29 protein-coding genes are annotated in these 24,986 nt (G+C 62.1%); 17 read left to right on the forward strand and 12 right to left on the reverse strand.

Annotated elements, in window-relative coordinates:
* Positions 1-20 precede the first annotated feature (20 nt).
* The gene (locus GLL_RS12190; RefSeq protein ID WP_011142355.1) at positions 21-1,550 is read left to right on the forward strand and encodes a gamma-glutamyltransferase family protein; all 1,530 of its coding nucleotides are present in this window, start codon (positions 21-23) and stop codon (positions 1,548-1,550) included.
* Positions 1,551-1,802: 252 nt separating this feature from the next.
* Here GLL_RS12190 and GLL_RS12195 read toward each other — a convergent pair whose 3' ends face one another.
* Together GLL_RS12195 and GLL_RS12200 are read right to left on the reverse strand one after the other, a co-directional pair.
* Entirely contained in the window at positions 1,803-2,087 is a 285-nt protein-coding gene (locus tag GLL_RS12195) for a CopG family ribbon-helix-helix protein (RefSeq protein WP_164928994.1), read from the reverse strand.
* Positions 2,088-2,129: 42 nt separating this feature from the next.
* Positions 2,130-3,803 carry a tetratricopeptide repeat protein gene (locus GLL_RS12200; protein WP_011142357.1) on the reverse strand — a complete coding sequence of 558 codons (1,674 nt, stop codon included), beginning with the start codon at positions 3,801-3,803 and terminating at the stop codon, positions 2,130-2,132.
* Between the two features lie 107 nt (positions 3,804-3,910).
* Here GLL_RS12200 and GLL_RS23725 point away from each other — a divergent pair, with 107 nt between their 5' ends.
* On the forward strand, positions 3,911-4,078 hold the full coding sequence (locus tag GLL_RS23725; protein WP_197529994.1) for an Ada metal-binding domain-containing protein: 168 nt from the start codon (positions 3,911-3,913) through the stop codon (positions 4,076-4,078).
* Positions 4,079-4,424: 346 nt separating this feature from the next.
* Here the strand turns inward: GLL_RS23725 and GLL_RS12210 are convergent, their stop codons facing one another.
* Entirely contained in the window at positions 4,425-5,612 is a 1,188-nt protein-coding gene (locus GLL_RS12210; protein ID WP_011142358.1) for a threonine synthase, read from the reverse strand.
* 83 nt (positions 5,613-5,695) lie between these two features.
* Between GLL_RS12210 and GLL_RS12215 the strand changes: the two genes are divergently transcribed.
* Positions 5,696-6,304 carry a CAP domain-containing protein gene (locus GLL_RS12215; RefSeq protein ID WP_011142359.1) on the forward strand — a complete coding sequence of 203 codons (609 nt, stop codon included), beginning with the start codon at positions 5,696-5,698 and terminating at the stop codon, positions 6,302-6,304.
* 133 nt (positions 6,305-6,437) lie between these two features.
* Here GLL_RS12215 and GLL_RS12220 read toward each other — a convergent pair whose 3' ends face one another.
* Positions 6,438-6,875 carry a DUF2780 domain-containing protein gene (locus GLL_RS12220; RefSeq protein ID WP_011142360.1) on the reverse strand — a complete coding sequence of 146 codons (438 nt, stop codon included), beginning with the start codon at positions 6,873-6,875 and terminating at the stop codon, positions 6,438-6,440.
* A gap of 118 nt (positions 6,876-6,993) precedes the next feature.
* Here GLL_RS12220 and GLL_RS12225 point away from each other — a divergent pair, with 118 nt between their 5' ends.
* Complete coding sequence (locus GLL_RS12225; RefSeq protein WP_164928995.1) at positions 6,994-7,290, forward strand: DUF2470 domain-containing protein; 297 nt, start codon at positions 6,994-6,996, stop codon at positions 7,288-7,290.
* A gap of 11 nt (positions 7,291-7,301) precedes the next feature.
* On the forward strand, positions 7,302-7,682 hold the full coding sequence (locus GLL_RS12230) for a hypothetical protein (RefSeq protein ID WP_011142362.1): 381 nt from the start codon (positions 7,302-7,304) through the stop codon (positions 7,680-7,682).
* Here GLL_RS12230 and GLL_RS12235 read toward each other — a convergent pair.
* Entirely contained in the window at positions 7,679-8,470 is a 792-nt protein-coding gene (locus tag GLL_RS12235) for a TatD family hydrolase (protein ID WP_011142363.1), read from the reverse strand. The genes GLL_RS12230 and GLL_RS12235 overlap by 4 nt on opposite strands.
* A 115-nt stretch (positions 8,471-8,585) precedes the next feature.
* Between GLL_RS12235 and GLL_RS12240 the strand changes: the two genes are divergently transcribed.
* The gene (locus tag GLL_RS12240) at positions 8,586-9,128 is read left to right on the forward strand and encodes a carboxymuconolactone decarboxylase family protein (RefSeq protein WP_011142364.1); all 543 of its coding nucleotides are present in this window, start codon (positions 8,586-8,588) and stop codon (positions 9,126-9,128) included.
* A gap of 54 nt (positions 9,129-9,182) precedes the next feature.
* On the opposite strand, the gene GLL_RS12245 is transcribed toward GLL_RS12240, so the two are convergent.
* Complete coding sequence (locus tag GLL_RS12245) at positions 9,183-10,592, reverse strand: ferredoxin:protochlorophyllide reductase (ATP-dependent) subunit N (RefSeq protein WP_011142365.1); 1,410 nt, start codon at positions 10,590-10,592, stop codon at positions 9,183-9,185.
* Positions 10,593-10,613: 21 nt separating this feature from the next.
* A complete protein-coding gene (gene bchL / locus GLL_RS12250; RefSeq protein ID WP_011142366.1) occupies positions 10,614-11,441 on the reverse strand; it encodes a ferredoxin:protochlorophyllide reductase (ATP-dependent) iron-sulfur ATP-binding protein in 828 nt (275 codons plus the stop codon).
* 199 nt (positions 11,442-11,640) lie between these two features.
* On the opposite strand from bchL, the gene GLL_RS12255 reads away from it, so the two are divergent.
* The gene (locus tag GLL_RS12255; RefSeq protein WP_231848222.1) at positions 11,641-11,946 is read left to right on the forward strand and encodes a DUF3155 domain-containing protein; all 306 of its coding nucleotides are present in this window, start codon (positions 11,641-11,643) and stop codon (positions 11,944-11,946) included.
* A gap of 51 nt (positions 11,947-11,997) precedes the next feature.
* Positions 11,998-13,179 carry an NAD(P)H-quinone oxidoreductase subunit H gene (locus tag GLL_RS12260; RefSeq protein WP_011142368.1) on the forward strand — a complete coding sequence of 394 codons (1,182 nt, stop codon included), beginning with the start codon at positions 11,998-12,000 and terminating at the stop codon, positions 13,177-13,179.
* Here the strand turns inward: GLL_RS12260 and GLL_RS12265 are convergent.
* Positions 13,176-13,520, reverse strand: a complete 345-nt coding sequence (locus GLL_RS12265; RefSeq protein WP_011142369.1) for a hypothetical protein — start codon at positions 13,518-13,520, stop codon at positions 13,176-13,178. The genes GLL_RS12260 and GLL_RS12265 overlap by 4 nt on opposite strands.
* On the reverse strand, positions 13,514-14,344 hold the full coding sequence (locus tag GLL_RS12270) for a hypothetical protein (protein ID WP_164928996.1): 831 nt from the start codon (positions 14,342-14,344) through the stop codon (positions 13,514-13,516). The genes GLL_RS12265 and GLL_RS12270 overlap by 7 nt, the downstream gene beginning before the upstream one ends.
* 216 nt (positions 14,345-14,560) lie before the next feature.
* On the opposite strand from GLL_RS12270, the gene GLL_RS12275 reads away from it, so the two are divergent.
* The 3 genes from GLL_RS12275 to GLL_RS12285 all read left to right on the forward strand — a co-directional run bounded on the left by GLL_RS12275 (position 14,561) and on the right by GLL_RS12285 (position 16,442).
* Positions 14,561-14,998, forward strand: coding sequence for a peroxiredoxin (locus GLL_RS12275; RefSeq protein WP_011142371.1), 438 nt, complete (start codon positions 14,561-14,563; stop codon positions 14,996-14,998).
* Between the two features lie 3 nt (positions 14,999-15,001).
* Positions 15,002-15,481, forward strand: a complete 480-nt coding sequence (gene bcp, locus GLL_RS12280; protein ID WP_011142372.1) for a thioredoxin-dependent thiol peroxidase — start codon at positions 15,002-15,004, stop codon at positions 15,479-15,481.
* A gap of 205 nt (positions 15,482-15,686) precedes the next feature.
* Positions 15,687-16,442, forward strand: coding sequence for a M15 family metallopeptidase (locus GLL_RS12285; RefSeq protein ID WP_011142373.1), 756 nt, complete (start codon positions 15,687-15,689; stop codon positions 16,440-16,442).
* Between the two features lie 21 nt (positions 16,443-16,463).
* On the opposite strand, the gene gltX is transcribed toward GLL_RS12285, so the two are convergent.
* Positions 16,464-18,056 (reverse strand): glutamate--tRNA ligase, encoded by a 1,593-nt coding sequence (gene gltX / locus GLL_RS12290; RefSeq protein WP_011142374.1) that lies wholly within the window; start codon positions 18,054-18,056, stop codon positions 16,464-16,466.
* Positions 18,057-18,203: 147 nt separating this feature from the next.
* On the opposite strand from gltX, the gene nuoB reads away from it, so the two are divergent.
* The 4 genes from nuoB (at position 18,204) to GLL_RS12310 (ending at position 20,552) form a co-directional block, all read left to right on the forward strand.
* On the forward strand, positions 18,204-18,953 hold the full coding sequence (nuoB, locus tag GLL_RS12295; RefSeq protein ID WP_011142375.1) for an NADH-quinone oxidoreductase subunit NuoB: 750 nt from the start codon (positions 18,204-18,206) through the stop codon (positions 18,951-18,953).
* Positions 18,925-19,464 (forward strand): NAD(P)H-quinone oxidoreductase subunit J, encoded by a 540-nt coding sequence (locus GLL_RS12300; RefSeq protein WP_011142376.1) that lies wholly within the window; start codon positions 18,925-18,927, stop codon positions 19,462-19,464. The genes nuoB and GLL_RS12300 overlap by 29 nt, the downstream gene beginning before the upstream one ends.
* Positions 19,465-19,806: 342 nt before the next feature.
* Entirely contained in the window at positions 19,807-20,100 is a 294-nt protein-coding gene (locus GLL_RS12305) for a type II toxin-antitoxin system Phd/YefM family antitoxin (protein ID WP_197529995.1), read from the forward strand.
* Between the two features lie 2 nt (positions 20,101-20,102).
* Complete coding sequence (locus GLL_RS12310) at positions 20,103-20,552, forward strand: type II toxin-antitoxin system VapC family toxin (RefSeq protein ID WP_011142378.1); 450 nt, start codon at positions 20,103-20,105, stop codon at positions 20,550-20,552.
* A 142-nt stretch (positions 20,553-20,694) separates the two neighbouring features.
* Here the strand turns inward: GLL_RS12310 and GLL_RS12315 are convergent, their stop codons facing one another.
* Together GLL_RS12315 and GLL_RS12320 are read right to left on the reverse strand one after the other, a co-directional pair.
* A complete protein-coding gene (locus tag GLL_RS12315; RefSeq protein WP_011142379.1) occupies positions 20,695-21,879 on the reverse strand; it encodes an NAD(P)H-quinone oxidoreductase subunit H in 1,185 nt (394 codons plus the stop codon).
* A gap of 60 nt (positions 21,880-21,939) precedes the next feature.
* Positions 21,940-23,130, reverse strand: coding sequence for a class I SAM-dependent methyltransferase (locus tag GLL_RS12320; RefSeq protein ID WP_011142380.1), 1,191 nt, complete (start codon positions 23,128-23,130; stop codon positions 21,940-21,942).
* A gap of 45 nt (positions 23,131-23,175) precedes the next feature.
* Here GLL_RS12320 and GLL_RS12325 point away from each other — a divergent pair, with 45 nt between their 5' ends.
* Positions 23,176-23,691, forward strand: coding sequence for a GNAT family N-acetyltransferase (locus GLL_RS12325; protein WP_011142381.1), 516 nt, complete (start codon positions 23,176-23,178; stop codon positions 23,689-23,691).
* 157 nt (positions 23,692-23,848) lie between these two features.
* Positions 23,849-24,931: a SpoIID/LytB domain-containing protein gene (locus tag GLL_RS12330; protein WP_164928997.1), complete on the forward strand. Its 1,083-nt coding sequence runs from the start codon at positions 23,849-23,851 to the stop codon at positions 24,929-24,931.
* Positions 24,932-24,986: the final 55 nt, after the last annotated feature.

Here is a 24,986-nt window from a genome sequence, read left to right on the forward strand (position 1 = left end):
CTGCTATACTGCGCCCACGTTTGGGGACCAGGACGACGCTGAGCACGACCTGCGGAGTGATCGCCGCCGGACACGCCGAGACGGCGGCGGCCGGAGTCAAAATTTTGCGCCTGGGCGGCAACGCCTTCGATGCGGCGGTGGCGGGAATGTTGGCGTCGTTTGTAGCCGAGGCGACGCTCACCTCCGCCGGGGGCAGCGGCTTCCTGCTGGCCCACACGGCCACCGGCGAGGACATTCTGTTTGATTTTTTCTCCCAGACGCCTTTGCGCCGCCGGGCGGCCCGCGAGGTGAACTTCTATCCGGTCTCGGTCAATTTTGGCGACGCGGCGCAGGAATTTCACATCGGCCCGGGTTCGATGGCCGTCCCCGGCAACGTAGCGGGCCTGTTCCACGTCCACCGCCGCCTCGGCCGCTTGCCGATGGCGGTTGTCGCCGCCCCCGCCGTCGCCCTGGCCAAGAACGGCCTGCTGGTCAGCGATTTTCAGAGCTTTTGCCAGTCGGTGCTGGAGCCGATTTTGCTGGCCACGCCTGAGGCACGACAAATTTTTGCCCCGGTGGGCCGCCTGCTCGCACCGGGGGAGCGCCTGTCGATGCCCGAATTCGCCGACACCCTCGAATGGCTGGTGGCGGAAGGGCCGGCAGTGTTCTACGAGGGCGAAATCGCCCGGCGTCTGGTGGCCGACTCGGAGCGGTTGGGCGGCCACCTCACCGCCCGAGATCTGCGCGAATACCGGGTCATCGAGCGGGTACCCCTGGGTTGCGGCTACCGGGGCTACCGGGTGCTCACCAACCCCGAACCGAGCGCCGGGGGCACCCTCATCGCCTTTGCGCTGCGGCTACTCGAACAGGCGGATTGCATCCGGCAGTCCTACGCCTCACCCGAGCACCTCGGCCTGCTTGCAAATGTGATGCGTCTGACCGACGAGGCACGCCGCCACGACTTTGCCTCCGGCAGCGAAGCTCTTCTATCCGCTGGCACACTGGCGCGCTACGTCCGTCGCCTCACCAAGCCCTGGGGCAGCACCACCCACCTGAGCGTCCTGGACGAGGAGGGCAACGCCGCGAGCGTCACTTCCACCAACGGCGAGGGTTCCGCCTACGTCATTCCCGGCACCGGCATCATGGTGAACAACATGCTGGGCGAGGACGACCTGCACCCGGAGGGCTTCGAGAGTTGGGCCGAAAACCGCCGCATCGCCTCGATGATGGCGCCCTCGCTGGTGCTCGAAGACGGGAGGCCCTGGGTGGTACTCGGTTCCGGTGGCTCCAAGCGCATCCGTACCGCGCTGTTGCAGGTGATTTCAAACCTGGTGGACTTTCAGATGCCCCTTTCGGAGGCCGTTGCAAGCCCCCGCCTACATTGGGAGAACCACGTTCTGCACCTGGAGCCGGGTCTGCTTGCCCCGACCCACAGCCTCCACGACGCGGTGATCCGCTGGCGCGAGCAAAACTTTTTTTTCGGCGGCGTCCACGCCGTCGCCTGCGACGCGCTCGGAAACCTGACCGGCAGCGGCGACGGCAGGCGCAACGGTGCGGCGAGGTTTAGTTAGGTGACAGGTTTCAGCATAAAAACAACGAGCCATCCCCTTCGCCGCAGTCGACACGCGTCGTGCAGGCCCTAGAAAAATAAGCCCTTCCCACCCGCCAAGTTTCGTTCCTAACCGTGCCGATAAGTCCGGGGGGTGTCGGGGGGTGGCACCCCACCGACGCGGGGAGGGGGAGAGCGCGAGAGGGGAACCCGAAGGGGGTTCCACCTCTCGCTCCACAGAATCGAGTGCAAAGCCAATTGCCAGGTGTCAAAGTTACTTCGCAAATTGCTCGCGCTCAGCTGCCTCGCCGTGCCAGCTTTCCCAAAAGTTTTTCATCTGCTCTTCTGGAACAAACTCGCCTTTCGCAGCGGAGACAAGGGCTGCGTCTATCTGTTTAAGGTAGTAACGCTGCTCAGCTATATAATTATCGATGGCTTCACCCACCAGAGCGCTGCGGTCCTTGTCGTAACGAGCGGCAATCTCATCGAGAGCGGCGCGTTGCTCCCCGGTCATCCGGATGGAGACAGTGACCTTTGATTTGCCCATTGCAGCTTCCATAAGCTTTCCATAAGCTAGCACGCCCGGAATTTGACCAGCTGCTCAAAGATCTTTTGCCAGCAGGGAAATATCGGCCTTTTGCCACGCGGTCTCAAATTCCCGCCGAACCGCTTCCGCTTCGCCGGATTTGCCCTGGGCATCGAGGCTTTCAGCCAGGCCAAACAGCGAGCGCGGGTTGCGGGCATTCTCTGCCAGATCCGTGCGAAAGACAGCTTCGGCTCCGGCATATGCACCGCTCGACAGCAACGCGCCCCCCAAAGATTCGCGCACCGGGTAGTACCAGAAGGGCGGCTCCGAATAATCGAGACTGTCCTGAAGCGCCACGGCTCGCTCCCAATAGAAAAGTGCGGCAGGCTGATTGCCACGGGCGGCGGCGATGCGGGCGCGCAGGATCTCCTGGGCAAGGCGCAAGGACTTCGCGTAGGAAGACCGAAAAGCATCGCCGGTGCTGGTGGCTACCCGCAGCCGGTTTGGATCGGTAGGCGGGGCGGGTTCTTTGTAGGAGCGGCTGCTGTCAAGGGCGATGGCTTTCAGTTCCGCCTCGGCCTGGGGCAATTGGCCTTTGGCGACCTGGGCAAGGCCCCGGCCGTAGTGGCGCAGACCGCTTGCGTAGTACCACCAGCGGTCTTTGCCCGATTCAGAGACTTTGGGCGGAGGCAACACCAACAGCTCGTCCCACCGCCCGAAGCGGACCAGCACCGGCAGGCTCGCCCAGGCATCCTCGCCGTACAGTTTCGATTGTTTGACGGCGGCGGCTCTGGCGTCGGCAAGACGGCCCTGCATTCCGTAGGAGTAGATCAAAAATTCCAGGCAGTGGGAGCAGGCGGCGTCTTTGTTGTACTTCGGATCTTGCAGTTTGTGGGCGGTGAGGGCGTGGTCGATGGAATGGACGTTGCTCGTGTCTGCCCGTTCGTAATCGCCGACGCGCAGGTAGGTGTGGGCGGGCATGTGGACCAGGTGATCGGCGGCGGAATCCATCGGCAGGCGGGCGAGCCGCTCGGCGCTGGGCAGGGCGCGTCCGGGCGTCTTCGAGGCTTCGACGGCGTGGATGTAGTGGTGGTTGGCTCCCAGATGCTCCGGCTCGCGCGCAAGCACCGCTTCGAGTACGGCGACGAGCTTCTCCGTGTCGGGGGCGGGAGTGCCGTCTTTTCGCCAGTACTGCCACGGTCTGAGAACCATCAGACTCTCGGCATAGAGTACCGCCGCGTCCAGATCCTCGGGGTAGCGCCGGGATAACCCGGCCATCGCCTGGCTATAGTCGACAGCCAACCGGTCGTAATCGGGGTTGGCTCCAGCGGAGTGGCGGCGAGCGAGAGCGGCGATGTAGGCTTGCTCTTTTTCGGAGGCGTACCCGGCGAGGGTCTGGGCTTTGCGGATGGCTCGGTAGGCAGCCTTTTCCTGCTCGGCTGTCGGCGGTCTGTTGATATAGCTGCTGTTGGCCAAAGAAACTCCCCAGTGGGCCATCGCCAGTTGGGGATCGAGTCGGGCGGCCTGCTTGAAGGATTTTTCGGCCTCCTGGTGCGCGAAGGCATAAATCAGCGTCATTCCCCGATCAAAAGCCTGCTGAGCTTCCGGCTTGCGGGTGGAGACCGGCAGGTGGGCGAGCACCGGTTGGCTTGCCATAGTCGCCTCCGGTGCGGGCACAAGGGCCGGAGCCACGGCGAAGGCAACGACGAGGGCTACAAAAGCGGCTTTTGGCAGTTTCGAGAGGTCCATCGCGGTGCTTCGGGTATGTCAGTACACATTATCCTTCCGGATACATTTGCCGGTACAGGCTTGCAGGGAAAGACAGGCCCAAATTTGAAGGGAAGTTTGTTTATTCGGTGGACTCCACAGGCGTCTACTGTCGGCCCACCTGTAAAAATGTCCGCTTTTTCGATCGATGCGAGGCGGCGGAGCAGGCCGGGTTCAGACCCTGCAAACGCTGCTGTCCCGACCAGCGTCGCTTCGCCAGAAAAACGCGGACGCAGTGGCCAGGGCCTGCCGGCTGATCAAGGCTTCCGAGACTGTCCAGCCACTGGAGACGCTGGCCGCGTCGGTTGGTTTGAGTCCTTTCGGCCAATATGTGGGTACAAACAAATCCATTGTGTAAACCGGCTTCAATCTCTCGCAGCCAGAGCCGACTGCGTTGATGAAAGTTCTCAGACTGAACGACGGCGGCAATCAGCAGTGAGGTGTCACAAAGTACTGTCACGGCCAAAGGCGAATCGGAGCGTTGTTCGCTGAAGGTGCTTCCAGTGCCTTGGTCATCACCTCCGGGTACTTGAGGGCGGAGCCGGTGTTGATGAGCAATTTCCCTCTGGTGCTGGAAGAACTGGAAGTGTAAAGGGTAGCCGGCTACCGCATCGCCAGTGCCTCGCTCATTGCCTCCGGGTACTTGAGAGCGGAGCCGGTGTTGATGAGCACCACCCGATCGCGGGAAGCCAGATCGCCGCGCTCGCGCAGGATTTTGGCGGCAGCCAGGGTGGCGGCTCCTTCCGGTGCTGCAAATATCCCGGTGCGACCGGCCAAAAGTTTCATCATCTCGCCGCACTGCTCGTCGCTGACGGCGATGGCGGTGCCGCCGGTCTCGCGCACCGCCTGCAGCACCAGAAAATCGCCCAGGGCCTTAGGTACGCGCAGTCCGGAGGCAAAAGTCCGGGCATCCGGCCAGAATTCGGACTCGGTGCGGCCCTCCTCGAACGCCTTGACCAGCGGAGCGCAGCCTTCTGCCTGCACGACAATGAGCCGGGGCAGACTTCCCGTCACCCAGCCCATCGCTTTCAATTGCTGCAAGCCCCGCCAGATGCCGATGATTCCGACGCCGCCCCCGGCCGGGTAGAGGATGGCATCGGGCAACTGCCAGTTCATCTGCTCGGCAAGTTCAAGACCCAGGGTCTTCTTGCCCTCGATGCGGTAAGGCTCCTTGAGCGTCGAGACGTCGAACCAGCCATGCTCGCGCACCCCCTGGGCAATCAATTTTCCCGCGTCCGAAATCAACCCGTCCACTAATGTCAGATCCGCGCCGTACAGACGGCATTCGAGCTGGTTGACGGCCGGGGCGTCCCTGGGCATCGCCACGTGCACGCGCAAACCGGCGGCGGCCCCGTAGCAGGCCCAGGCACCGCCCGCGTTGCCCGCCGTGGGCAGGGCCACCTCCCGGATACCGAGTTCTTTAGCCTTCGAGATGCCGCAGGAGGCACCCCGCGCCTTGAAGGAGCCGGTAGGATTGAGCCCGTCGTCTTTGATCCAGACTGTCTCCAATCCCCAGGTTCGGGTGAGCGCGTCGATGGGTAGCAGTGGTGTGAACCCTTCGCCGAAGCTCACGATATGGGCCGGGTCCATCACGGGCAGCAGTTCCCGGTAGCGCCACATCGACTCGCCGCGGCGGGCGAGCGTCTCTTTATCCACCGAGGCACGGACCTGTTCGAGGTCGTACTCGACCAACAAAGGCGAAGCGCAGGCAGTGCAAAGGTTGTGGACTTTGCGCGGATCAAAGCGGCTGTCGCAGCGCGGGCAAATCAAATGGCTGATAAAAGCAAACATCGCGACTATTTCAGAGGACAGAAGCCAAAACAGGTATTCATTTCATAGCATGGGAAACATAGACAACTTTCGTTCCAGTATTCGTGGGCGAGAAAGGTACTTCCGTGCATCTGTTTGGCCGCAACGTCTTCGTGTGGTTGGTCGCTGCTTTCGGTTCGTTCCTCGCTCTGGCCGGCTGCCAGACCGTCGGGGATCTGACCACCGAGGCAAAAGCCTTTGTAGAGCGGGCGGCAGCGCCCTCCCAACCGCCCGCCCCGGGGACTGAGAAGCCCCAGACGGACGCCCTGGGCCAGATGGAGGAGCGCATCGTGCGCGACATCAACGCGATCCGCGAGCGCAACGACCTCGCACCCCTCAAGCCCAACGCCAAGCTCGCCCGAGTGGCCCGTAACTACAGCCGATTGATGGCCGAGCAGAACTTTTTCAGCCATACCGGCCCCAAAGGCGACAGCGTCGCCGACCGGGTGCGCTCGGCAGGAATCTTTTATCTGGTGGTGGGCGAGAACCTGGCCTACGTCAGCGGCTCGAAGCGACCGGTCGAAATCGCGGTACAAGGCTGGATGAAAAGCCCCGGCCACCGCGAGAACATCCTGCGGCCGGTGTACATGGAGACCGGGATAGGTGCCTGGAAAAAGGGCAACAAAATATACTACACGCAAGTATTTCTCACCCAGGTCTCGCTAAGACGCTAGTCGCTGGAGTCAACCATGAAAGATCCCGCCGAAGTGCTCGTCGCCCATTGCGATGCACTGGATGAAGGCGCAATAGGTATTGCGCCGGGGGCCGGTGGGCTGGCCGGGGGCGCTGAAGGGAAGCACCGCCGCTTCAAATGCCGGGTAGTTTGCCTTTGATCACCTGGAAGAGATCCGCGGGTAGGTTTTCCTGCAGTACGTTGCTGAAGGTGGGGACAAAATTGTCGAGCTTGTCGGCGGGCACCCCCACCTGGCCGAGGCGGGCGAATAGTTGCGCGGCGGCCCCGACTCCGCCCAGGCCGCCCACGGCCCCGGCCACTTTGCCCACCATGCCGCCCAAAAAGGACGATTCTTCTTTTTGCTTTTCGGTGACAAGGGCCTGCTCGATCCAGCCGCGGGCCGCCGGAAAGCGCTCCATCAACGTGTCGAAGGTGCCCGCTTCCAGTTGCCGGCTGAGAAACTGAAAAGCCACCCCGGCGGCGGAGACGGCCACCGATTGGGGGATGCCGAGGCGGGCGGCGATCTGGACCACGATCTGCTCGGCCGGGGAAGCGGTTGCGCTGGATACCATAGAGCACCTGGAAAGTGAATGCCGAGATCATATCAACATGTCCGCCCGTTCCTCTGCTTGCGGGCAAACTGCCGCTCCACCGAGGCGCTACGATAAAAACGCCTCGATGGAAACCGCCATGTCCGATGCTTTCAGCGCCCAAATCAGCGAGCGGATCTGCCGACACATGAACGAAGATCACGGCGACGCCATCGCCCTCTACGCCCGCGCCTTCGGTGGTGCAGGCGACTGCGAAGCCGCCCGGATGCTGTCGATCGACGCGCAGGGCATGAATTTGCTGGTCAGCGACAAAGACGCCCAGGTACCGGTTCGCGTCACCTTCGAGCGGCCCCTCAAAGACGCTGAGGACGCGCATCAGACGCTGATTGGCATGGTCAAAACGGCCCGCGCCCGACTTTCCGGGCAACCCTCCTGAGGTATTGCGCCATGGCCCTCAGCGAAGAACAAGTCGCGCGCCGCGCCCTCGCCATCCGCATCAAACAGCAGCTCACCGAGCTGTCCAAGGAAATGCAAAAGTGGCAGGGTTACGTGGAGCTGGCCAAGAAGCAAAATCGCCCGGACATGTCAAGCCAGGCCGAGCAGCGCATTGCCGAACTGACCGAGCGGGCGCGCGCCCTCTGGAAGCAGCGCGACGAATTGCTCACCGAGGAGCGCTTCGCCGAACTGGAAATTGACGACGAACTGGCGGCCCTCAAGCGGCAGGTCCAAAAAGACGACGGCGTCACCGACGCCGAATTTGAAGAGATCGACGACGAACTCGAACGGCTCAAGCGGCAGGCCGAAAGCGACCGTCCTCCCGCCGATTAAGCCGCGGGAGTCGGCAGGCGAAATAGACGCCGGGCGTTGGCGGCGGTCAACTGGGCAACCGCTTCTGGAGTTTTACTGCGCAACTCGGCCACTTTCTCGGCGACGTGGGCGACGTAGGCGGGCTCGTTGCGCTTGCCGCGCTTGGGGACCGGCGCCAGGAAGGGACAATCGGTCTCCACAAGCAATAGCTCGTCGGGCACCACCCCCACCGACTGCTGCAGCAGGATGGCGTTTTTGAAAGTGACGATGCCGCTGAAACTGACAAACATGCCCAGTTCGACAAACCAGCGGGTCTCCTCGGGCGTGCCGCCCCAGCAGTGCATCACTCCCCGCATCGGCCCCATCTCTTCGAGAATGCGCCGGGTGGCAGGTGCCGCGTCGCGACAGTGGATGATTACCGGCAGGTCCAGTTCCTGGGCGAGGGCGATCTGGTCGCGAAAGGCCCGCTCCTGCTCCGCAGGATTGTCGGCTTTAAAAAAATCGAGGCCGGTCTCGCCGATGGCCACCACCCGCTTATCCGAACGGGCGTAGTCGCGGATGCGACCGGCGAGAGCTGCGTCCCAGCGCCGCTCGACATCGAGCGGGTGGAGCCCCACCGCCAAAAACACCTCCGGGTAGCGGTCGGCCAGCGCCTGCATGCCCGGGAAATCCTCCGGCTTGACGCAGGCGTGCACCAGTTGCACCACCCCCGCCGCGCGCCAGTTGTGGGCGACCGCGTCCAGGTCGGCGGCAAAATTTTCGTAGTTGATGTGGACGTGGGTGTCGACTAGACCGCTCAGCGTCGCCATGGTTTGCCCTTGACCGTTCTTTACAATCCTAGCTTCGCCGCCCACCCCGCCGCGACCGGAGCGCCGGGGGCGCGGTACGATGAGGAAGCTTTTTGTTCTGGAAGTACATTTAGCCATGCGGATTCCACCCATCGAGCCGGAAAGCGCCGACAAGCAACTGAAAACCGTCTACGACGCACTCAAAAAGCAATACGGAACTGAACTGAACCCGCTCAAGGTGCTCGCCCACCGGCCCCAGGTGATGCGGGCGGTGATGAATCTGTATGGAGCGATCCACACCCACAGCGACACGATTTCCGACGAACTCAAAGAACTGATCAGCCTGCGCGTCGCCCAGATCAACAGCTGCCGCGACTACTGCGTGCCGATGCACACCTATATGCTCCACAAACAGGGCACCGTCGAGGAAAAAATCCGCGCCCTCCCCCGCTCCGCCACCAGCGATCTGTACTCAGAAGCCGAAAAAGTCGCCCTCGAATACGCCGAGCGGATCACCGTGCCGTCCACGATGGTCACCGAGGGCCTGTTCGAGCGGCTCAAAGCCCACTACGGCGAAGGGGACATCGTCGAATTAACCGCAGTGATCAGCACCCTCAACTTCTGGACGAAATTTATTGACGCCCTCGAAATTCCCCTCGACGACGTGTTCAAAGAGTAGAGCGCGACCTTACCGAACGGCGTAAAGCCTCCGGATTTATCCGTGGGGAGGATGTCAAACCTCCTGGATCAGCTTCTCCCACCCCAGCGACTTGAGGGCGTTGTTGCGATCGAGGGGCTTGCGCACCATCTTCAGCATGTCGTGGGCGTTGGTGAAGCCGTGGATCATCGCAAAGGTAAACTCGACCGACCACTTGGTGGTGATGCCGCGGGCCTCCAGCGGGTTGGCGTGGGCCATGCCGGTGATCACCAGATCGGGTTTGCACGCGTAGATACGCTGGATCTGGTTGTAGTTGTCGGGTTTTTCGACGATGCGCACCGGCGGGTGGCCCAGTTCGCGGCAGGTGCGGTCGAGCAACTCGAGTTCGGCCTGCTGGTAGCGCTTGTCCATGTAGGGGATACCCACCTCGTGGACGATCATGCCGCAGCGGATCAAAAAGCGCGCCATCGAAACTTCGAGCAGGTTGTCGCCCATGAAGAAGACCGAGCGGCCCTTGAGAAATTCGACGTCGTCGCGCAGCGCATCCCAGATCTGCTGCTCGCGTTCATCGAGGCCTTTGGGGATGACACCCAGAGCCTGGCAGATGGCCTCGATCCAGCCGCGGGTGCCGTCGGGGCCGATCGGAAAAGGCGTGGTGATCAAATTGCAGCGCATCCGGCGCTGCAGGGCCGAGGCGGTGCGGCTCAAAAACGGGTTGACCCCGGCTACATAGGTCACCCCCTGCTCGACGATGGGCAGCTCCGTGTAGCGCGGCGCCGGCAGCCAGCCGGAAACGCGGATGCCCTGTTTTTTCAGTTCCAGTGTCAGTTGGTTGACCACCGGGTCGGTGAGCGAGCCGAACAGCACCAGAGGCTGGTGATCGACGTACTCCGAAGGAGCGGGACCGGCTTTTTTCTCGTCTTTTTTGCCGTGGCTAAACAGCGTGCGCAAGCCGCCGGTGCGTTCCTTTTTTTCTTCTTCGGATCGCACTTCCTGCGGGGCCGGGCAGCGGGAAGCCATAGCGGCCAACACCGTGTCCTCGCCCTGGGTAAAGGCATAGTCGAGGCCGTTGGCCCGCGCCACCACGATCGGGATGCCGATTTCGTCTTCAAGCTTGGGGGCGATCCCTTCGAGGTCCATCTTGATGATTTCGGTGGTGCAGGTGCCGATCCAGACGATCACCGAGGGGTTACGGTCCTTTTTGACCTGCAGACACAGCCGCTGCAACTCGTCGTAGGCGTTGAGCTTGGCGTTGACGTCGCCTTCTTCAAGCTCGGCCATCGCATAGCGCGGCTCGGCGAAGATCATCACACCCATGGCGTTCTGCAGAAAATATCCGCAGGTCTTGGTGCCGATGACCAAAAAGAAACTGTCTTCGATCTTCTGGTAGAGCCAGGCGACGCAGGAGATCGGGCAGAAAGTATGGTAATTACCCGTCTCGCATTCAAATTGCGGCCCACTGCTTGTTGTCGGCTGCGAAACCATTGTGTGCGGTGCTCCTGAAAATTAAGCGGGAACGGGAGTGCGGCTGTAGAAGTCGGACAACAGCTCAAAGAGTGCGCGGTCGGGACATTCTTGGGGCACCACGCCTTCGGGGCAAGCAAGAAGGTGATCGGCGATGTTGAGGTAGTACTGGCAGACCGGTTCGAGGGAAGGGTCGGTCTCGGCCATCTCGAAGATCGTCTTGCCCTTGACGCGCGAAACGCGAATGTCTTCGATGAGGGGCAAAATTTCGAGTACTGGCATCGGCACCGCCTCGACGTACTTGTCGATGAGGTCGCGTTTATTGGTGCGGTTGCCCACCAGACCCGCCAGTTTCAGCGGGTGGGTGCGGGCCTTCTCGCGGCACGATGCGGCGATGCGGTTGGCGGCAAATAGAGCGTCAAATCCGTTGTCGGTAATAATCACGCAGTAATCGGCGTAATTGAGCGGGGCGGCGAATCCGCCGCAGACGACATCGCCCAGGACATCGAACAGAATCACGTCGTGATCTTCGAAGGCGCGCAACTCTTTAAGCAGCTTCATCGTCTCGCCCACCACGTAGCCGCCGCAGCCGGCCCCCGCCGGCGGACCGCCCGCCTCCACGCAGTGCACGCCGCCGTAACCTTCGTAGATCACATCTTCGGCGTAGACATCTTCGTAGTGATAATCTTTCTCTTCGAGCGTGTCGATGATTGTCGGGATGAGAAACCCAGTCAGGGTAAACGTGCTGTCGTGCTTGGGATCGCAACCGATTTGCAATACCCGACGGCCACGCTTGGCCAAAGCCACCGAAATGTTGCAGCTGGTCGTCGATTTTCCGATGCCACCCTTGCCGTAGACTGCTAGCTTCACGACGATACTCCTTTGCGCAAACAACGGAGATCTAGGCCGTTGCTGGGTTTCACTCTACACTACAACCGCAAATGCCCAAGAAAATGCGGCTCATTGCAACGTTATATGAAGAGCGGGGGATGCCCGGATTGACATGTCGGGACAGTCTGTTACAATCCGTGAAGTTTTAACCGCTCGTACTCGTGAGGAGGTTCTGGTCGTGTCCAGAAGCGCCATCCCGGCAGACCGGCGCGGTCGCCAGCTGCTCAAACAGATTCCCCAGTTTCGCATTTGCTGCTCTGAGGACAAGCCGGTCACCGCCGCCCGCCGATTCGTTCAAGAAAACAACATCGTGCCGCCGGCGGTGATCGCGGTGCAGCGCAACCAGCAGGCGGCCGAGCGCTTTTTCTGGTCGACGCGGGGACTATTTGGGGCGCGCTACGCCGAGGAGCACTATTTTCTATTTCCGTCGCTGGTGGCGATCGTGCACCAGCAGGCCAATGTGGGCGAGCAAAAAGTCGGCTGACCAACCGAGGCTATGCTTGAAGTAGAGCCCCACCCGTAAAGAGACATTGCCATGTCGATGCTTGAGACCCGCGCGGAGCGCATGGTCATCAATCTCGGGCCGCACCACCCCTCGATGCACGGTGTGCTGCGCCTGATTGTCACCCTTGACGGCGAGAATGTGGTCGATTGCGTGCCGGTGCTCGGCTATCTGCACCGCTCGATGGAGAAGATTGCCGAGAGCCGCACAATTATCCAGTACCTGCCCTACGTGACGCGCTGGGATTACCTGGCGACGATGTTCACCGAGGCGATCACCGTCAACGCGCCGGAGCAGTTGGCCGGGGTACAGGTACCGCGCCGGGCGCGGTACATCCGTGTGATCATGCTCGAACTGTCGCGGATTGCCAGCCATCTGTTGTGGCTCGGACCGTTTATGGCCGACATCGGCGCCACCTCGCCGTTTTTTTATATCTTCCGCGAGCGGGAGATGATCTACGACCTCTTTGAGGCGGCCACCGGCATGCGGATGATGCACAATTACTTTCGCGTCGGCGGGGTGGCGGTGGACTTGCCCTACGGCTGGGTAGACAAGGCAAGAGACTTCTGCAATTACCTGCCGCCCAAAATCGACGAGTACGAACGGCTAATCACCAACAACCCGATCTTCCGAGGCCGCGTCGAAGGCCTCGGCTACATCGGCCGCGAGGATGCGATCAACTGGGGGCTTTCCGGGCCGATGCTGCGCGCCTCGGGGGTCAACTGGGATCTGCGCAAGGTTGATCACTACGAAATTTACGACGAACTGGACTGGAATGTCGCCTGGGACACCGGCGGCGACACCCTGGCGCGCTACGTCGTGCGCATCCAGGAAATGCGCGAATCGGTCAAAATGATTCGCCAGGCCCTCGATCAACTGCCCGGCGGCCCCTACGAGAATCTGGAGGCCCAGCGGCTGTCCGGCGGCCCCAAGTCCGAATGGAATGGCTTCGACTACCAGTTCATCGGCAAGAAGTCCTCTCCGACTTTTAAGATGCCCAGGGGCGAGCACTACGTGCGCGTCGAAGCGCCCAAGGGCGAGCTGGGGGTGTATCTGATCGGCGACGACAGTACCTTCCCGTGGCGCTGGAAGATTCGGCCGCCCGGGTTTATCAACCTGGCGGTCCTGCCCAAGCTGGTGCAGGGGACGAAGCTTGCCGACTTGATGGCGATTCTCGGGTCGGTGGACATCATCATGGGCGAGGTCGACCGCTAGCGCCCCGGCTGTAACCAGTACAGGACGCTCGTGGCGGCGAAGATCGCCATCATCCCGATCGACAGGCCGTACCAGAACTGCAAGGGCCGGTCCAGCAGCACGGTTTCCTCCGGGGCGAACCAGCCCATCTCGGCGGCCTGGCGCAAAATCCGGCCGCTCAGCCAGCAAAGAGCGAGCAGCAGCAAGCCGCCCACGACCACACCGCCCGAATCCTGCCGGTAAAAGCTGTACCAGGCGAGGGTCGGCCAGTCGATGCCGGGCGTGCTCTGCCGCCACAGCCGCCAACCCAGAAGCGCGCAGGCGAGGGCCACCCCGCCCAGGTAGAGCGCCCGGTTCAGCATCCGCCGCCCCCGCCGGTATAGATGACTTCCCAGGTTCCCTCCCGGCGCTTGAGGATCTGATAGCGGTAGACTTCGTTTGCTGTCTGCTCGACAATCAACTCCGGGGTGCCGTCGCGGTCGAGATCGATAGTATCGCGGAACACCTGGCCGATAAAGTCCTGGCCGTAGATGTCAGAAAAGCGCTTTTGCTCGGCGTAGACCACCTGCCAGCCTTCGTCGACGGATTCGAGCAGCACAAAGGCCGTCGCCCCCGCCCGCCCCACCGAATCGGCCAGGGCGCTCACGGTGCCCACCAGGGCCGGTTTGCCCGCCACGCTGATCCGGGCGGCGTCGGTCAACTGGGCGGCTTGCAGATAGGACGGGGTCAGGCCCAACTGGCCGAGCCGTTCGCGGGCCGTCCGCTCGAGGAGGGCGCGCTCCTGAGCGGTGAGTGCCGCCGCCGGTTGGGGCGAATCGAGGAGGAGCGCCGTGCTCGCAAGCCAGTAGGTGAGCCCCTGGGCGCTGAAGGTTTCTGGGCCCGCCGGGACGCTCAACTGCAGCCGGGCGCTGTACTGGGCCGGGTAGCAGCTGTATTCGGCCGCCCCGGTGGCCTGCACCCTGCCCACCAGCTGTCCCTGGCGGTAAAGGGGCAGCACCCGCTCCGCTGTATGGCGCTCCATGAATTTCGTGTCGCCGGTCGGCTCGTAGAAATGGCCCTTCTCGATTTTGACCACCGGCTCGATGGTCACCCCGCCGTGCTCGCGGTCCTGGGTGACCAGAAACAGGACCGTATCGACGTAGCCGGGAGCCGAACAGGTGACCAGCAACAGGCTGCACAGCGCCAAAAGCTGTCTCCATGCTCTTGCTGGAGGAAATGAAGGCAGTGCGATGGCTGGGAAATTCCAGGAATAGTGCTGACTTTTGAGCGACATCCAGATGGGCATGTGCCGGCGGACCCCTGCGGACTACCAGACTAGCGCACCTGTGCCTGGCGGTATCATGGGGTGGGTTTTCAAGTGACGCAACCCACTCTATTGCTGTTTATTCGGGAGAAGACGCCCATGGCCCTCAACGTCGGAGACAAAGCCCCCGACTTCACCGCCAAGGACACCCACGGCAACACCGTGTCGCTCGCCAGTCTGGCCGGCAAGAAGTTTGTCCTCTACTTTTACCCCAAAGACGACACCCCCGGCTGCACCAAGGAAGCCTGCTCCTTCCGCGACAACTGGTCGACTTATCAAGCCCAGGGTCTCGGCGTCTACGGTGTGAGCATGGACGACGAGGCGTCCCACCAGGCTTTCACCAGCAAGTACGCACTGCCCTTTCCGCTTCTGGCCGACACCGACGGTACACTTGCCAAAGCCTACGACGCCGACGCCGGCAACTACGCCAAGCGCATCACCTACGTCATCGACGAAGCGGGCAAGATCGCTCAAGTCTTCACCTCCGTCAACTCCGCTTCCCACGCGAGCGATGTGCTCGCCGCCGTCGGTGTCTAGGCGATGAGCGAACCGCTCAACGTGGGCGATCCGGCGCCGGAGTTTGCTGCGGAGCAGACCAGCGGCGAGCGGCTGTCCCTCGCCGATCTACGCGGGAAAAAAGTGGTGCTCTACTTCTATCCGCGCGACAACACCCCCGGCTGCACCAAGGAGGCCTGCGCTCTGCGCGACCGTTACGCCCGGTTGCAGGCGGCGGGAGTGACTGTGGTGGGGGTGAGCACCGACGGCGTGCGCTCCCACCAGAAGTTCACCGAAAAGTTCGCCCTGCCCTTTGCACTGTTGGCCGACACCGAGGGCGCCATCGCCCAGGCCTACGGCGCGTGGGGCGAAAAGAAGTTCATGGGCCGCACCTCGATCGGCATCTTGCGCCACACCGTCGTCATCGACGAAGCGGGCCGCATCGCTCACATTTACAGGAAGGTCAAACCCGAGGAGCATGCCGATCAGATCCTGCGGGATCTGGGGATTGCTTTTGAAGCCTGAGAAGGGCTTTTGCCGTCCCAACCTCCCCGGCACTTCAGCTGCGGGAGGTTTTTTGTCGGCCGCCACGATTCTCCTGGCTGATACATTTCCCGTGGCCGAATTGTTGACTGGCGGGGAAGGAATAGGTTATGGTCTTACGAAAAATGGCAGCCGATTTTGAAATTTTTCTCCGGGCTGTTCTGGGAAACGCGACACCCGCTATCCGATGACTGATTTCGACGACATCCCGGTAATCCAGCGCGCCGCTGCGACGGCGCCGATACCTGTCCCGACGACGAAGCGCCCGCTTCCCAAGCCTCCGGTGCTCGCCGCGGTGGCCGGTATGGTGGTTGCCGTGGGTCTGGGGTTATTTTTGTTATTGCCCAAGCCCGGGGAAGAGTCGCCCAAGGCGGCCCAGGCGAGTGCCCCTGCGAGTGGTGCAAAGTCGGCGAGCGCGCCTGCGGGCACGCTGCTTGGCCACTACCGCTACAAAGAAGCTTTCAGGGGCGATCTGGTGCAGATTGACTTCTGGCGGGACACCGACCGGCCCATCTTGTTGCACAAGGGGGCGGTGGAGAGTTACCGACAGCTGGTGCAGGCGGCCCGCGCGGAGGGGGTGATTTTGGTGACGCTCTCGGGATTCCGCTCCGAGCGCTACCAGCAAGAAGTTTACGCGCGCCAGTTGGGCAAAGCCGGCACCACCAGCACCGCCACGCTCATCAACGCTCCGCCCGGCTACTCCGAGCACCACACCGGCTACGCCATCGACTTTGGCGACGGTACCGTGCCAGGGGCGAATCTCAGGCCGCGCTTCGAGCAGACCGTCGCCTTTCGCTGGCTCACCGCCAACGCCCGCAAGTTCGGCTTCGAGATGTCCTTTCCCAAGGACAATCCCCAACGGGTGAGCTACGAGCCCTGGCACTGGCGCTACGTGGGCGACAAGCGCAGCATCGAGACGTTTTATCTGGGCAAGGGCCGTTAGCGAAACAAACACCGGCACTGTCTACAGAGACACCGGCATCGCAGCAGCCAGTTCTAGGCGGCGCTGCACCTCGTCTCCTCCCAGGATCGTGAGCACCTCGAACAGGGGCGGTGTCTGCTCGCGGCCGGTGACGGCGACGCGGAGGGTCATGAAGAGCTTGCCGTCTTTGACCCCGGCTTCGTGGGCCAGTTCGCGCACGCTCTGCTCCCACTCGGCCTGCGCGGCGTCCGGCCGGTAGAGTCTCAGGTATTCACCCAGCAATGCTCCTGCCTTCTCGGGGCTTCCCAGGGGTTTGGCGAGGAGTTTCGGGTCCGCCGGGGTAAACAACGCTGGGAAGAAAAAGCCGGTACTGACGACAATGTCGCTCAGGCGCTTGTAGCGCTCCGGCTCCAATGTCAGTACCCGCTCGGTGTAAGTCGGGTTGGCCGTGAACGCCGAATAGAACGATCCCAGTTCGGCGCGCGTCAGGGTCTGTTTGATGGGAGCAGAAGGGTGGTAAGTCTCGAAGATGATGTCCTGATGCAAGCCCAGCAAGAATTTCAGATATTCCACCGTCGCGGTGTAAAGTTCTGCAGACGAAAGTCGGCGCAGATACTGGCCGTTGATGAAATCGAGCAGCTGTGGATCGACGATGGGACCGGTGTTGGGCAGATCTTCCGCCTTGAATAACCGCACGAATTCTTCGTGGTCGTAGACGTCCTTGCCCTCCGGGTGGGGCCAGATGATCCGCGTGAGAAAGTTGCGCAGCCCCTCGGGCAAGTACCCCTGCACCCGATAGCCGGTGATCGACGTGTCGCCGCTGCGCTTGGAGAGTTTGCGGCGGCTCATGTCGCGCAGGATGGGCGTGTGGGCGATGCGCGGCATCGGCCAGCCAAAGTACTGGTACAAAAGCACGTGCTTGGGGGTCGAAGGAATCCACTCCTCGCCACGGATAATCTGATTCACCCGCATCAGGTGATCGTCCACCACCACCGCCAGGTGGTAGGTGGGAAAGCCGTCGGACTTGAGCAGCACGCTGTCGTCGATCGTCTGGGACTCGAAGGCGATCCGGCCGCGCGCCAGATCGTCGAAGGCGATCTCGGTGCCGTCGGGCACCTTCAGGCGCACGACCGCTTTTTCACCGGTCGCGAGCCGCTTCTCGACTTCCTCGCGACCCAGATTGCGGCAGTGGCGATCGTACATGGTCGGTTTGCCCGCCGCCTGCTGGGCCATGCGCACCGATTCGAGCCGCTCCGGCGTGCAAAAACAATAGTAGGCGTGCCCCACTTCCACCAGTTGCCGGGCGGCCGCCTGGTAGATGGGCAGCCGCTCGCTCTGGACATAGGGGCCGTAGGCCCCGCCATGGGCGACGCTTTCGTCCGGCCGGATCCCCAACCAGTCGAGGGCCGCGAGCAGATCTTCGATGGCGCCTTCGACGAAGCGCTCGCGGTCGGTGTCCTCGATGCGCAGCAAAAAGGCGCCGCCGCTGCCGTCGGCCAGGGACCGGTTGATCACCGCCTGCAGGGCCGTGCCGATGTGGGCCTTGCCCGTCGGGCTCGGCCCGATGCGGGTCACCCACGCGCCCGGGGGTAAAGCCCGGGGCGGGTAGGCGGACTCGTACTGCTCAAAATTCATCGGCCCCTCGAATGTTGCGCGCTGTCACATTTTATACCCGGGCGGTGGGGCCCGGGGAGCGGGTAGGCACCTCTGCCGAAAGCGGGAGGATACTGGAGGGGGCGGTTCTTAGACTAAGCTCAGGCCATCGTCCGCCCGGGGGACCCCATGTTCAACGACCGACCGCAGACCGACCGGATGTTCTTTCCGCCCGAACGCCCGGAAGTAACCAGCGAACTGAGCAACAACGTGGTGCTCACGACGCTCAACGATCTGTACAACTGGGCGCGGCTTTCGAGCGTCTGGCCTCTGATGTACGGCACGGCCTGCTGCTTTATCGAATTTGCCGGACTGATCGGCTCGCGCTTCGACTTCGACCGCTTCGGGCTGGTGCCCCGCGCCTCACCGCGCCAGGCGGACCTGATCATCACCGCAGGCACGATCACGATGAAATTTGCCCCGGCCCTGGTGACGCTCTACCAGCAGATGCCCGAGCCCAAGTACGTGATCGCCATGGGCGCGTGCACGATCACCGGCGGCATGTTCTCCACCGACTCGCCCACCACCGTGCGCGGCGTCGATAAGCTCATACCGGTGGACGTGTACATTCCGGGTTGCCCGCCCAGGCCCGAGGCGATCTTCGATGCGATCATCAAATTGCGCAAGAAGATGGCCACCGAGGATTTTCGCGAGCGCTACGACACAATTGCCCAGACCCACCGCTACTACACCGCCGCGCACCGGATGAAGGCCGTGGCCGACCCGCTCACCAGTGAGTACATTCGCCTGGAAAGCCGCCAGGCCGCCCCGCCCGCCCTGGCCGCCGCCATCGAGATGGGCATTCCCCTGGACTTGCAGCGCACGCCCCAACTGGAGGAGCAGATCCGCGATGGAGAACACCGAGACGCCCGCGCCTGAGGGGGCGCAAACCGGCACCGAGATTACCCCGATCGAGCCGGGGCCGACCTCCCGCTGGCTCGCCGAGCACGACTTGCCCCACGCATTTTTGGGCTTTGCCCTGGACGGGGTCGAACTGGTGGGCGTCGAACCCGAGCACCTGCCCATGGTCGGCAAAGCCCTGCACGATCAGGGCTACAACTATCTCAGGCTGATGTGCGGCTACGACGAGGGGCCGGGCGAGCGGCTGGTGAGCGTCTATGGCCTTACCCACTGCTACGACGACGCTGACAAACCGCCGGAGGTGCGCCTCAAGGTCTTTCTCGACCGTGCTGACCCGCGCGTGTCCTCGGTCTACTGGATCTGGAAGGCGGCGGACTGGCAGGAGCGCGAGACCTACGACATGTACGGCATCGTCTACGAAGGCCACCCCAACCTCATCCGCATCCTGAACATGGAAGATATGGTGGGCTGGCCATTGCGCAAAGATTATGTGACGCCGGGATTTTACGAGGTTCAGGACGCATTTTAGGGCAAACTTGATCCAGCGGTCAGCAAAAGACACCGAGGCGCAGTCGCCACGCAAAGCGTGCACGCATAGGAAATATCAGCCAAGCCTACCCACCCAGTTTCCCGCCAACCTTGCCTCTCAGTCTGGGGGGTGTTGGGGGGTGCCGCCTCTCGCCCACAAACTATCGGGCCAAGCCAAGGTAAACAGATCTTGCCACGAGGGGCGACCCCGCCCAAAAAAAGGGGTGCGACGAAGCGCACCCTTGCATCTACCCGATTGATGGCGGTCTTTCCCGGCTTCGGTACCCTCTCAGCCCGACAAGCAAGCTAATCTGGACAGACTGGACAGAAGAGGGTGGCGCCCGTGGATTCGCAAGAGACACCGGTTCAAGCTGTGCAGAGCACCTGGCAGCTGCAAGAAGCAAAAAACCAATTTTCAAAGGTTGTGGACTTGGCCGTAACTGTAGGGCCACAGATTGTCACTCGCCATGGCGAGCCTGTGGCAGTAATCCTGTCGGTGGCTCAGTACCGTAAACTGACCGTGCCGCGCCAATCGCTCGTCGATTTTTTGCGCTCTTCGCCGCTGGTAGGAGCGCAAATCGACCTCAGGCGTACTGAAGTAGACGAGCGTTGGCCGGTTGCGCTCGATTTTCAATAGCGATGGCTTATCTGTTGGACACGTGTGTGGTCTCAGAATTGATCAGACCGGCTCCAGAAGCCAGGGTGCTTGCGTTTATGGAGCCGCTTGATCCCGAGGCGTGCTACCTCAGTGCTTTGACTGTCGGGGAGCTGGGCAGGGGTATCGAACGCATGCCCGCTTCGAAGCGCAAAGAAACGCTCAAAGCCTGGTTGCACGGGCAACTACTGGTGACCTACGCCGATCGGATCTGGCCTGTGGATACAGATGTCGCGCATTGCTGGGCTGAGCTGAGTGCGGCCCTTGAAGCTGTGGGCAGAACCTTGCCGTTGTTTGATTCGCTCATTGCCGCTACAGCCGTTGTTCACCGGGCTGCGATCGTCACTCGCAATATCCAGGATTTTAATGCCGCCGGGGTGTCGGTCGTAAACCCGTGGGACGGCTACACCCTTCACCCGCCAACGGAGATATAGCGGTATCGAAAGGGGGTTGCTTCGGCTTATCCCCTGGTCACGGCTACTCCTCGTTCGACCGGATTTTGCGGCGATGTGAGTCTCAAAAAAAAGGGGTGCGACGAAGCGCACCCCTGCATCCACCCGATACCTCTTGTCCGGTTCAGCGGTCGACCGAGCCCATGATGATGTCGATTGAACCGAGAACCACGACCAAATCTGCGACCTTCGTGCCCTGCAAAATCATCGGCAAGATAGCCAGGTTGGCAAAATCCGGCGTGCGGATCTTCCAGCGCCAGGGCGTCGTGTCGTCGCGGCCGACGACGTAGATGCCCAATTCACCCTTCGCTTCTTCCGAGCGGGCGTAATATTCGCCCGTAGGAATTTTGAAGGTCGGCGAAGACTTTTTACCGATGAACTGGTAGTCGAAACTGTTCCACTCCGACTTCGGCCCCTCGGCAAGACGGCGTGCCTCCAGTTGCTCGTATGGACCGCCGGGCAACTGATCGAGGGCCTGACGAATAATTTTGACCGACTCGCGCATCTCTTTGATGCGCACGATGTAGCGCGCCAGACAGTCGCCGCCGGTGTCCCAGGCGATATCCCAGTCCAGTTCGTCGTAGATTTCGTAGTGATCGACTTTTCTAAGATCCCACTTGACGCCCGAGGCGCGCAGCATCGGCCCGGATAGCCCCCAGTTGATTGCATCCTCGCGGCTGATATAGCCTAAGTTTTCGATGCGGCGGCGGAAGATCGGGTTGTTGGTGATCAGCCGTTCGTACTCGTCGATCTTTCCCGGTATCACGTCGCAAAGGTCATGGGCCTTGTCGACCCAGCCGTAGGGCAAATCCACCGTTACCCCGCCGACGCGAAAATAATTGTTGCCCACCATGCGCAGCCCGGTGGCCGCCTCGAACAGGTCGAGAATCAATTCGCGTTCGCGCAGGATATAGAAAAACGGCGACTGCGCTCCCATGTCGAGCAAGAACGGCCCCACCCACAGCAGGTGATTGGCGATGCGCGACAGTTCGAGCATGATCACGCGGATATAACTCGCCCGGCGCGGCACCTTTACCCCGGCCATCGCCTCCGGAGCGTTGACCACGGGCGCTTCGTTCATCATCGCCGCCGCGTAATCCCAGCGCGAACAGTAGGGCAAATACTGGATAATCGTGCGGTTCTCGCCGATTTTCTCCATGCCGCGGTGCAAGTAACCCAACACCGGCCGGCAATCAACGACGTTCTCGCCGTCGAGGGTGACGATGAGCCGCAGTACGCCATGGGTGGAAGGGTGGTGCGGTCCTAGATTGAGGACCATCTGGTCGGCGCGGGTTTCGATGGTGACCATCGGGCGGGGTCTCGAAGTACACACAAGACTAGTCGTATTGCCCAGGCCGTGGAATGCACCCTAAGACAGAGTTTGAGCGGGTAGCGAAAGACCCGCGAGCGGCAGGTCCGGATCGGTGTTTTTGCCCTGGATCAGCACGCCGAAATCGCCCATGCTGCCGGGATCGACCAGGGTGCGCAGCGCCTCCCGTCGCCGCAGCGCTGCGTTGAGTTGGGCGTTGTTCTCGATGGCCCCGGGGGCACCCAAGGCCGCGAGCCGCTCCCCGAGACCCAGAGCGAGCAAAAAGAAGCTCTGGCGGGTAAAACCCAGGCTCCGAAGAGCATAGGCGGCACCGTGGGTTTGGAGGGCGGTGAAGTTGACGTGGGCGGTGATGTCCTGGTTGCCGATGTGCAGGTACGGATTGTCGTGGACCCGGTGGCGGTGGTAGCAGGCGAGCGTGCCGCTGCGGTGCTGGGGAGCGTAGTACTGGCGGGCGGTGTAGCCGTAATCGACGGTGAGCACATAGCCGCGCGCCAGCCGCCGGGCCACCGCCTCGAGCCAGTCGAGGGCCGCCAGATTCACCTCGCTGCGGTAACCCTCGCCCAGTGGCGCTGTCGCTATGCCGCAGCGATCGAGAAAGGCTGCGAGGCGGGGGGTGGAAGGGGCTGCCGCCACCTCGACAAAATCGCGCTCCCCTTCAAGGGCGACATAAATCTCGAGCAACTCCCCCCGGTGGACGACGAACTGGTGCACCGGCAGCGCGTCCACCAGCTCGTTGGCAAAAAAACAGCCTGCCACCGAGTCGGGGGCAATTTGCTCCAAATCGCACCAACGCACCGGCAGACCGGCAAGCACCCGGCGCTGCTCGGCGAGCTGTGCTGCAGAGCGCTCGACAATCCGGTAGTCGAGGGCAGCGGCAAAATCCGGCAGGTTTGCGTGGGCATGGCGCAAAAAATCGGCGGCAAACAGCCCCTGTCCCGCTCCCATCTCCACGAAGTCGAAACCCTCGGGTTTTCCCAGATGCCGCCACAGCTGGGCGGCCTGAACGGCCAACAGTTCGCCGAAGTCGCTTCCCAGGTGCGCAGCCGTGATGTAATCGCCCCACCCGCCGATGCGCCCCGGGTGCGTGGCGTAGTAGCCGAGTTCGGGATGGTAGAGCGCCAGGTCCATGAACTGGGCAAAATTCAGCCGCCCGCCCGGGCTCGCTGCGACCCGCTGCGCGATGAGTGTGCGCAGGGCGGGATTGGAATCGTCTACTGGTGGTGTTTCCATGGCTGCTTCTACAATGAACTGCGGACCCTCGCCGAACCGCAGACGATGGAGAAAACCGTATCCCTCCGCCCTACGGCCGAAGCCGACCTCGATTTTGTCCTAGCACAGGAGCAAAGCCCCAACAACCGGCCCTACATCCGTCAATGGTCGGTAGACGAACACCGCGCCCGCCTGCTTGATCCGGACTGGGCGCACCTGGTGATCGAGTCGGAGGGCGAAGCGGTGGGCTATGTGATCTTGCACGGCCTGCGCAATTCAGATGACAGTTTGTGTTTGAAGCGCATCGTCGTTGCCCGCAAAGGCGAAGGCTTCGGTCGGCGGGCGGTGCAACAGGTCAAGCGCTTCGCCTTCGATCGGGTGGGCTCCCATCGGTTGTGGCTGGAGGTCAAAGATTTCAATACCGCCGCCAGGCACCTCTACAGGTCGGAAGGTTTTGTGGCGGAAGGAATAATGCGCGAGAGCGCCAGAATCGGTGAGCGGTACGATTCGCTGATTGTGATGTCCATTCTGGAGCAGGAATATCGCCCGCCAACGGCTGCAGACTGCACGGATACTCTGTGATTGCGCTTACCTAAGAGAAATTACCGATTTATTTCACCTGCTCCTGGAGGTAGCTTTCGATGCTGAAAGCTGCCCATTTCGTGGTAAATATTTGAGGAAAACCGTAGGAGTGAATGGAGCTGTGTTCAGGAAGCTGCTAACGGCGGCAGCCTTGGGTATGCTGCTGTCTACCCCGGCCCGGGCCATCGATCTACGCGTGGCGGTCGAAGAAGAAGTCAGCGCCATCACCGTCGGCAGTTCGGTGGAAGCGCGGCTGGTCGACGAGCGCGGCCAGACCCTTGGAACGCTCCCGGCGATGCAGCCTTTGACCATGGCCGCGGCAGGCAGTCAGGTGCAGGCGCTCAATGTGCGCGTGGGTCGCATCCGTGTGGTGCCGAGCAGGCCCGAGGGGCTGGTCTTCGTCGGCGACCGCTGGTTTCGCGGCGCCGCCGAGGCGTTTGCTTCGGGGGGTCGGCTCACCGCCATTAACCTGGTGGACCTCGAAGCTTATCTTTACGGCGTCGTCGGTGCAGAGATGGTGGCCAGCTGGCCGGAGGAGGCCCTCAAGGCCCAGGCAATCGCCGCGCGCACCTACGCCCTTTTTCACTGGGGCCGCCGCCAGAACCAAACCCACGACATCGGCGATACGGTGCAGTGGCAGGTCTACCGCGGGGCGCAGTACGAGACCGAATCGGTGCGCCGGGCGGTGGAGGCTACCGCCGGACAGGTGATCACCTTCCAGGGCAATTTGATCAACGCCATGTACCACAGCCACTCCGGTGGCCGCACTGAAGACATCAAAGTCTACGGCGAAGAGGACAAGCCCTACCTGCGCACGGTCGAAGATTTTGATCAGGCCGCCCCCTACTGGAAGTGGCAGCAGGTGATCCCGGCTGTCAACCTGCGCAAAACCTTTGGCCTCGAGGCGGTGGGTGAACTGCTCGATGTCAAAGTGCTCGAGCGCAGCACCAGCGGCCGGATTCTCGCGCTGCAGTTCGTGGGCAGCAAAGGCAGCCAACTGCTCAAAGGCACCGATGTGCGCCTCAAACTCGGCCTGCGCAGCAACTTCTTCGAGATCACCCCCGTAGGCGGGGCGGGCAATGGACCGGTGACCGCCCTCACCTTCGACGGACGCGGCTTCGGCCACGGCCTCGGCATGAGCCAGTGGGGGGCGCGCGCCCTCGCGACTTTGGGTTGGAATTGCTCCCGCATCCTCAAGCACTACTACCAGGGCGTCACCCTGCAGAAGCAAATCTTCTAGGGCGTACCCGGTCCTCGGGAATCATTCGGCAATGGGATGGGAAAATTTCGCCCGC

The sequence above is a fragment of the Gloeobacter violaceus PCC 7421 genome, from assembly GCF_000011385.1.
Lineage (GTDB): Bacteria > Cyanobacteriota > Cyanobacteriia > Gloeobacterales > Gloeobacteraceae > Gloeobacter > Gloeobacter violaceus.

Excerpts from the sequence above, each read along its gene's own strand:
- gltX (WP_011142374.1), bottom strand. The coding sequence starts at position 18,056 with ATGAATTTTGAGCAGTACGAGTCCGCCTACCCGCCCCGGGCTTTACCC.
- GLL_RS12195 (WP_164928994.1), bottom strand. The coding sequence starts at position 2,087 with ATGGAAGCTGCAATGGGCAAATCAAAGGTCACTGTCTCCATCCGGATG.
- GLL_RS12200 (WP_011142357.1), bottom strand. The coding sequence starts at position 3,803 with ATGGACCTCTCGAAACTGCCAAAAGCCGCTTTTGTAGCCCTCGTCGTT.
- GLL_RS12230 (WP_011142362.1), top strand. The coding sequence starts at position 7,302 with ATGGCCCTCAGCGAAGAACAAGTCGCGCGCCGCGCCCTCGCCATCCGC.
- GLL_RS12260 (WP_011142368.1), top strand. The coding sequence starts at position 11,998 with ATGTCGATGCTTGAGACCCGCGCGGAGCGCATGGTCATCAATCTCGGG.
- GLL_RS12265 (WP_011142369.1), bottom strand. The coding sequence starts at position 13,520 with ATGCTGAACCGGGCGCTCTACCTGGGCGGGGTGGCCCTCGCCTGCGCG.
- GLL_RS12320 (WP_011142380.1), bottom strand. The coding sequence starts at position 23,130 with ATGGAAACACCACCAGTAGACGATTCCAATCCCGCCCTGCGCACACTC.
- nuoB (WP_011142375.1), top strand. The coding sequence starts at position 18,204 with ATGTTCAACGACCGACCGCAGACCGACCGGATGTTCTTTCCGCCCGAA.
- GLL_RS12315 (WP_011142379.1), bottom strand. The coding sequence starts at position 21,879 with ATGGTCACCATCGAAACCCGCGCCGACCAGATGGTCCTCAATCTAGGA.
- GLL_RS12325 (WP_011142381.1), top strand. The coding sequence starts at position 23,176 with ATGGAGAAAACCGTATCCCTCCGCCCTACGGCCGAAGCCGACCTCGAT.
- GLL_RS12330 (WP_164928997.1), top strand. The coding sequence starts at position 23,849 with ATGCTGCTGTCTACCCCGGCCCGGGCCATCGATCTACGCGTGGCGGTC.
- GLL_RS12310 (WP_011142378.1), top strand. The coding sequence starts at position 20,103 with ATGGCTTATCTGTTGGACACGTGTGTGGTCTCAGAATTGATCAGACCG.
- GLL_RS12210 (WP_011142358.1), bottom strand. The coding sequence starts at position 5,612 with ATGTTTGCTTTTATCAGCCATTTGATTTGCCCGCGCTGCGACAGCCGC.
- GLL_RS12220 (WP_011142360.1), bottom strand. The coding sequence starts at position 6,875 with ATGGTATCCAGCGCAACCGCTTCCCCGGCCGAGCAGATCGTGGTCCAG.
- GLL_RS12235 (WP_011142363.1), bottom strand. The coding sequence starts at position 8,470 with ATGGCGACGCTGAGCGGTCTAGTCGACACCCACGTCCACATCAACTAC.
- GLL_RS12240 (WP_011142364.1), top strand. The coding sequence starts at position 8,586 with ATGCGGATTCCACCCATCGAGCCGGAAAGCGCCGACAAGCAACTGAAA.
- GLL_RS12275 (WP_011142371.1), top strand. The coding sequence starts at position 14,561 with ATGGCCCTCAACGTCGGAGACAAAGCCCCCGACTTCACCGCCAAGGAC.
- GLL_RS12225 (WP_164928995.1), top strand. The coding sequence starts at position 6,994 with ATGTCCGATGCTTTCAGCGCCCAAATCAGCGAGCGGATCTGCCGACAC.
- bcp (WP_011142372.1), top strand. The coding sequence starts at position 15,002 with ATGAGCGAACCGCTCAACGTGGGCGATCCGGCGCCGGAGTTTGCTGCG.
- GLL_RS12300 (WP_011142376.1), top strand. The coding sequence starts at position 18,925 with ATGGAGAACACCGAGACGCCCGCGCCTGAGGGGGCGCAAACCGGCACC.
- GLL_RS12245 (WP_011142365.1), bottom strand. The coding sequence starts at position 10,592 with ATGGTTTCGCAGCCGACAACAAGCAGTGGGCCGCAATTTGAATGCGAG.
- GLL_RS12285 (WP_011142373.1), top strand. The coding sequence starts at position 15,687 with ATGACTGATTTCGACGACATCCCGGTAATCCAGCGCGCCGCTGCGACG.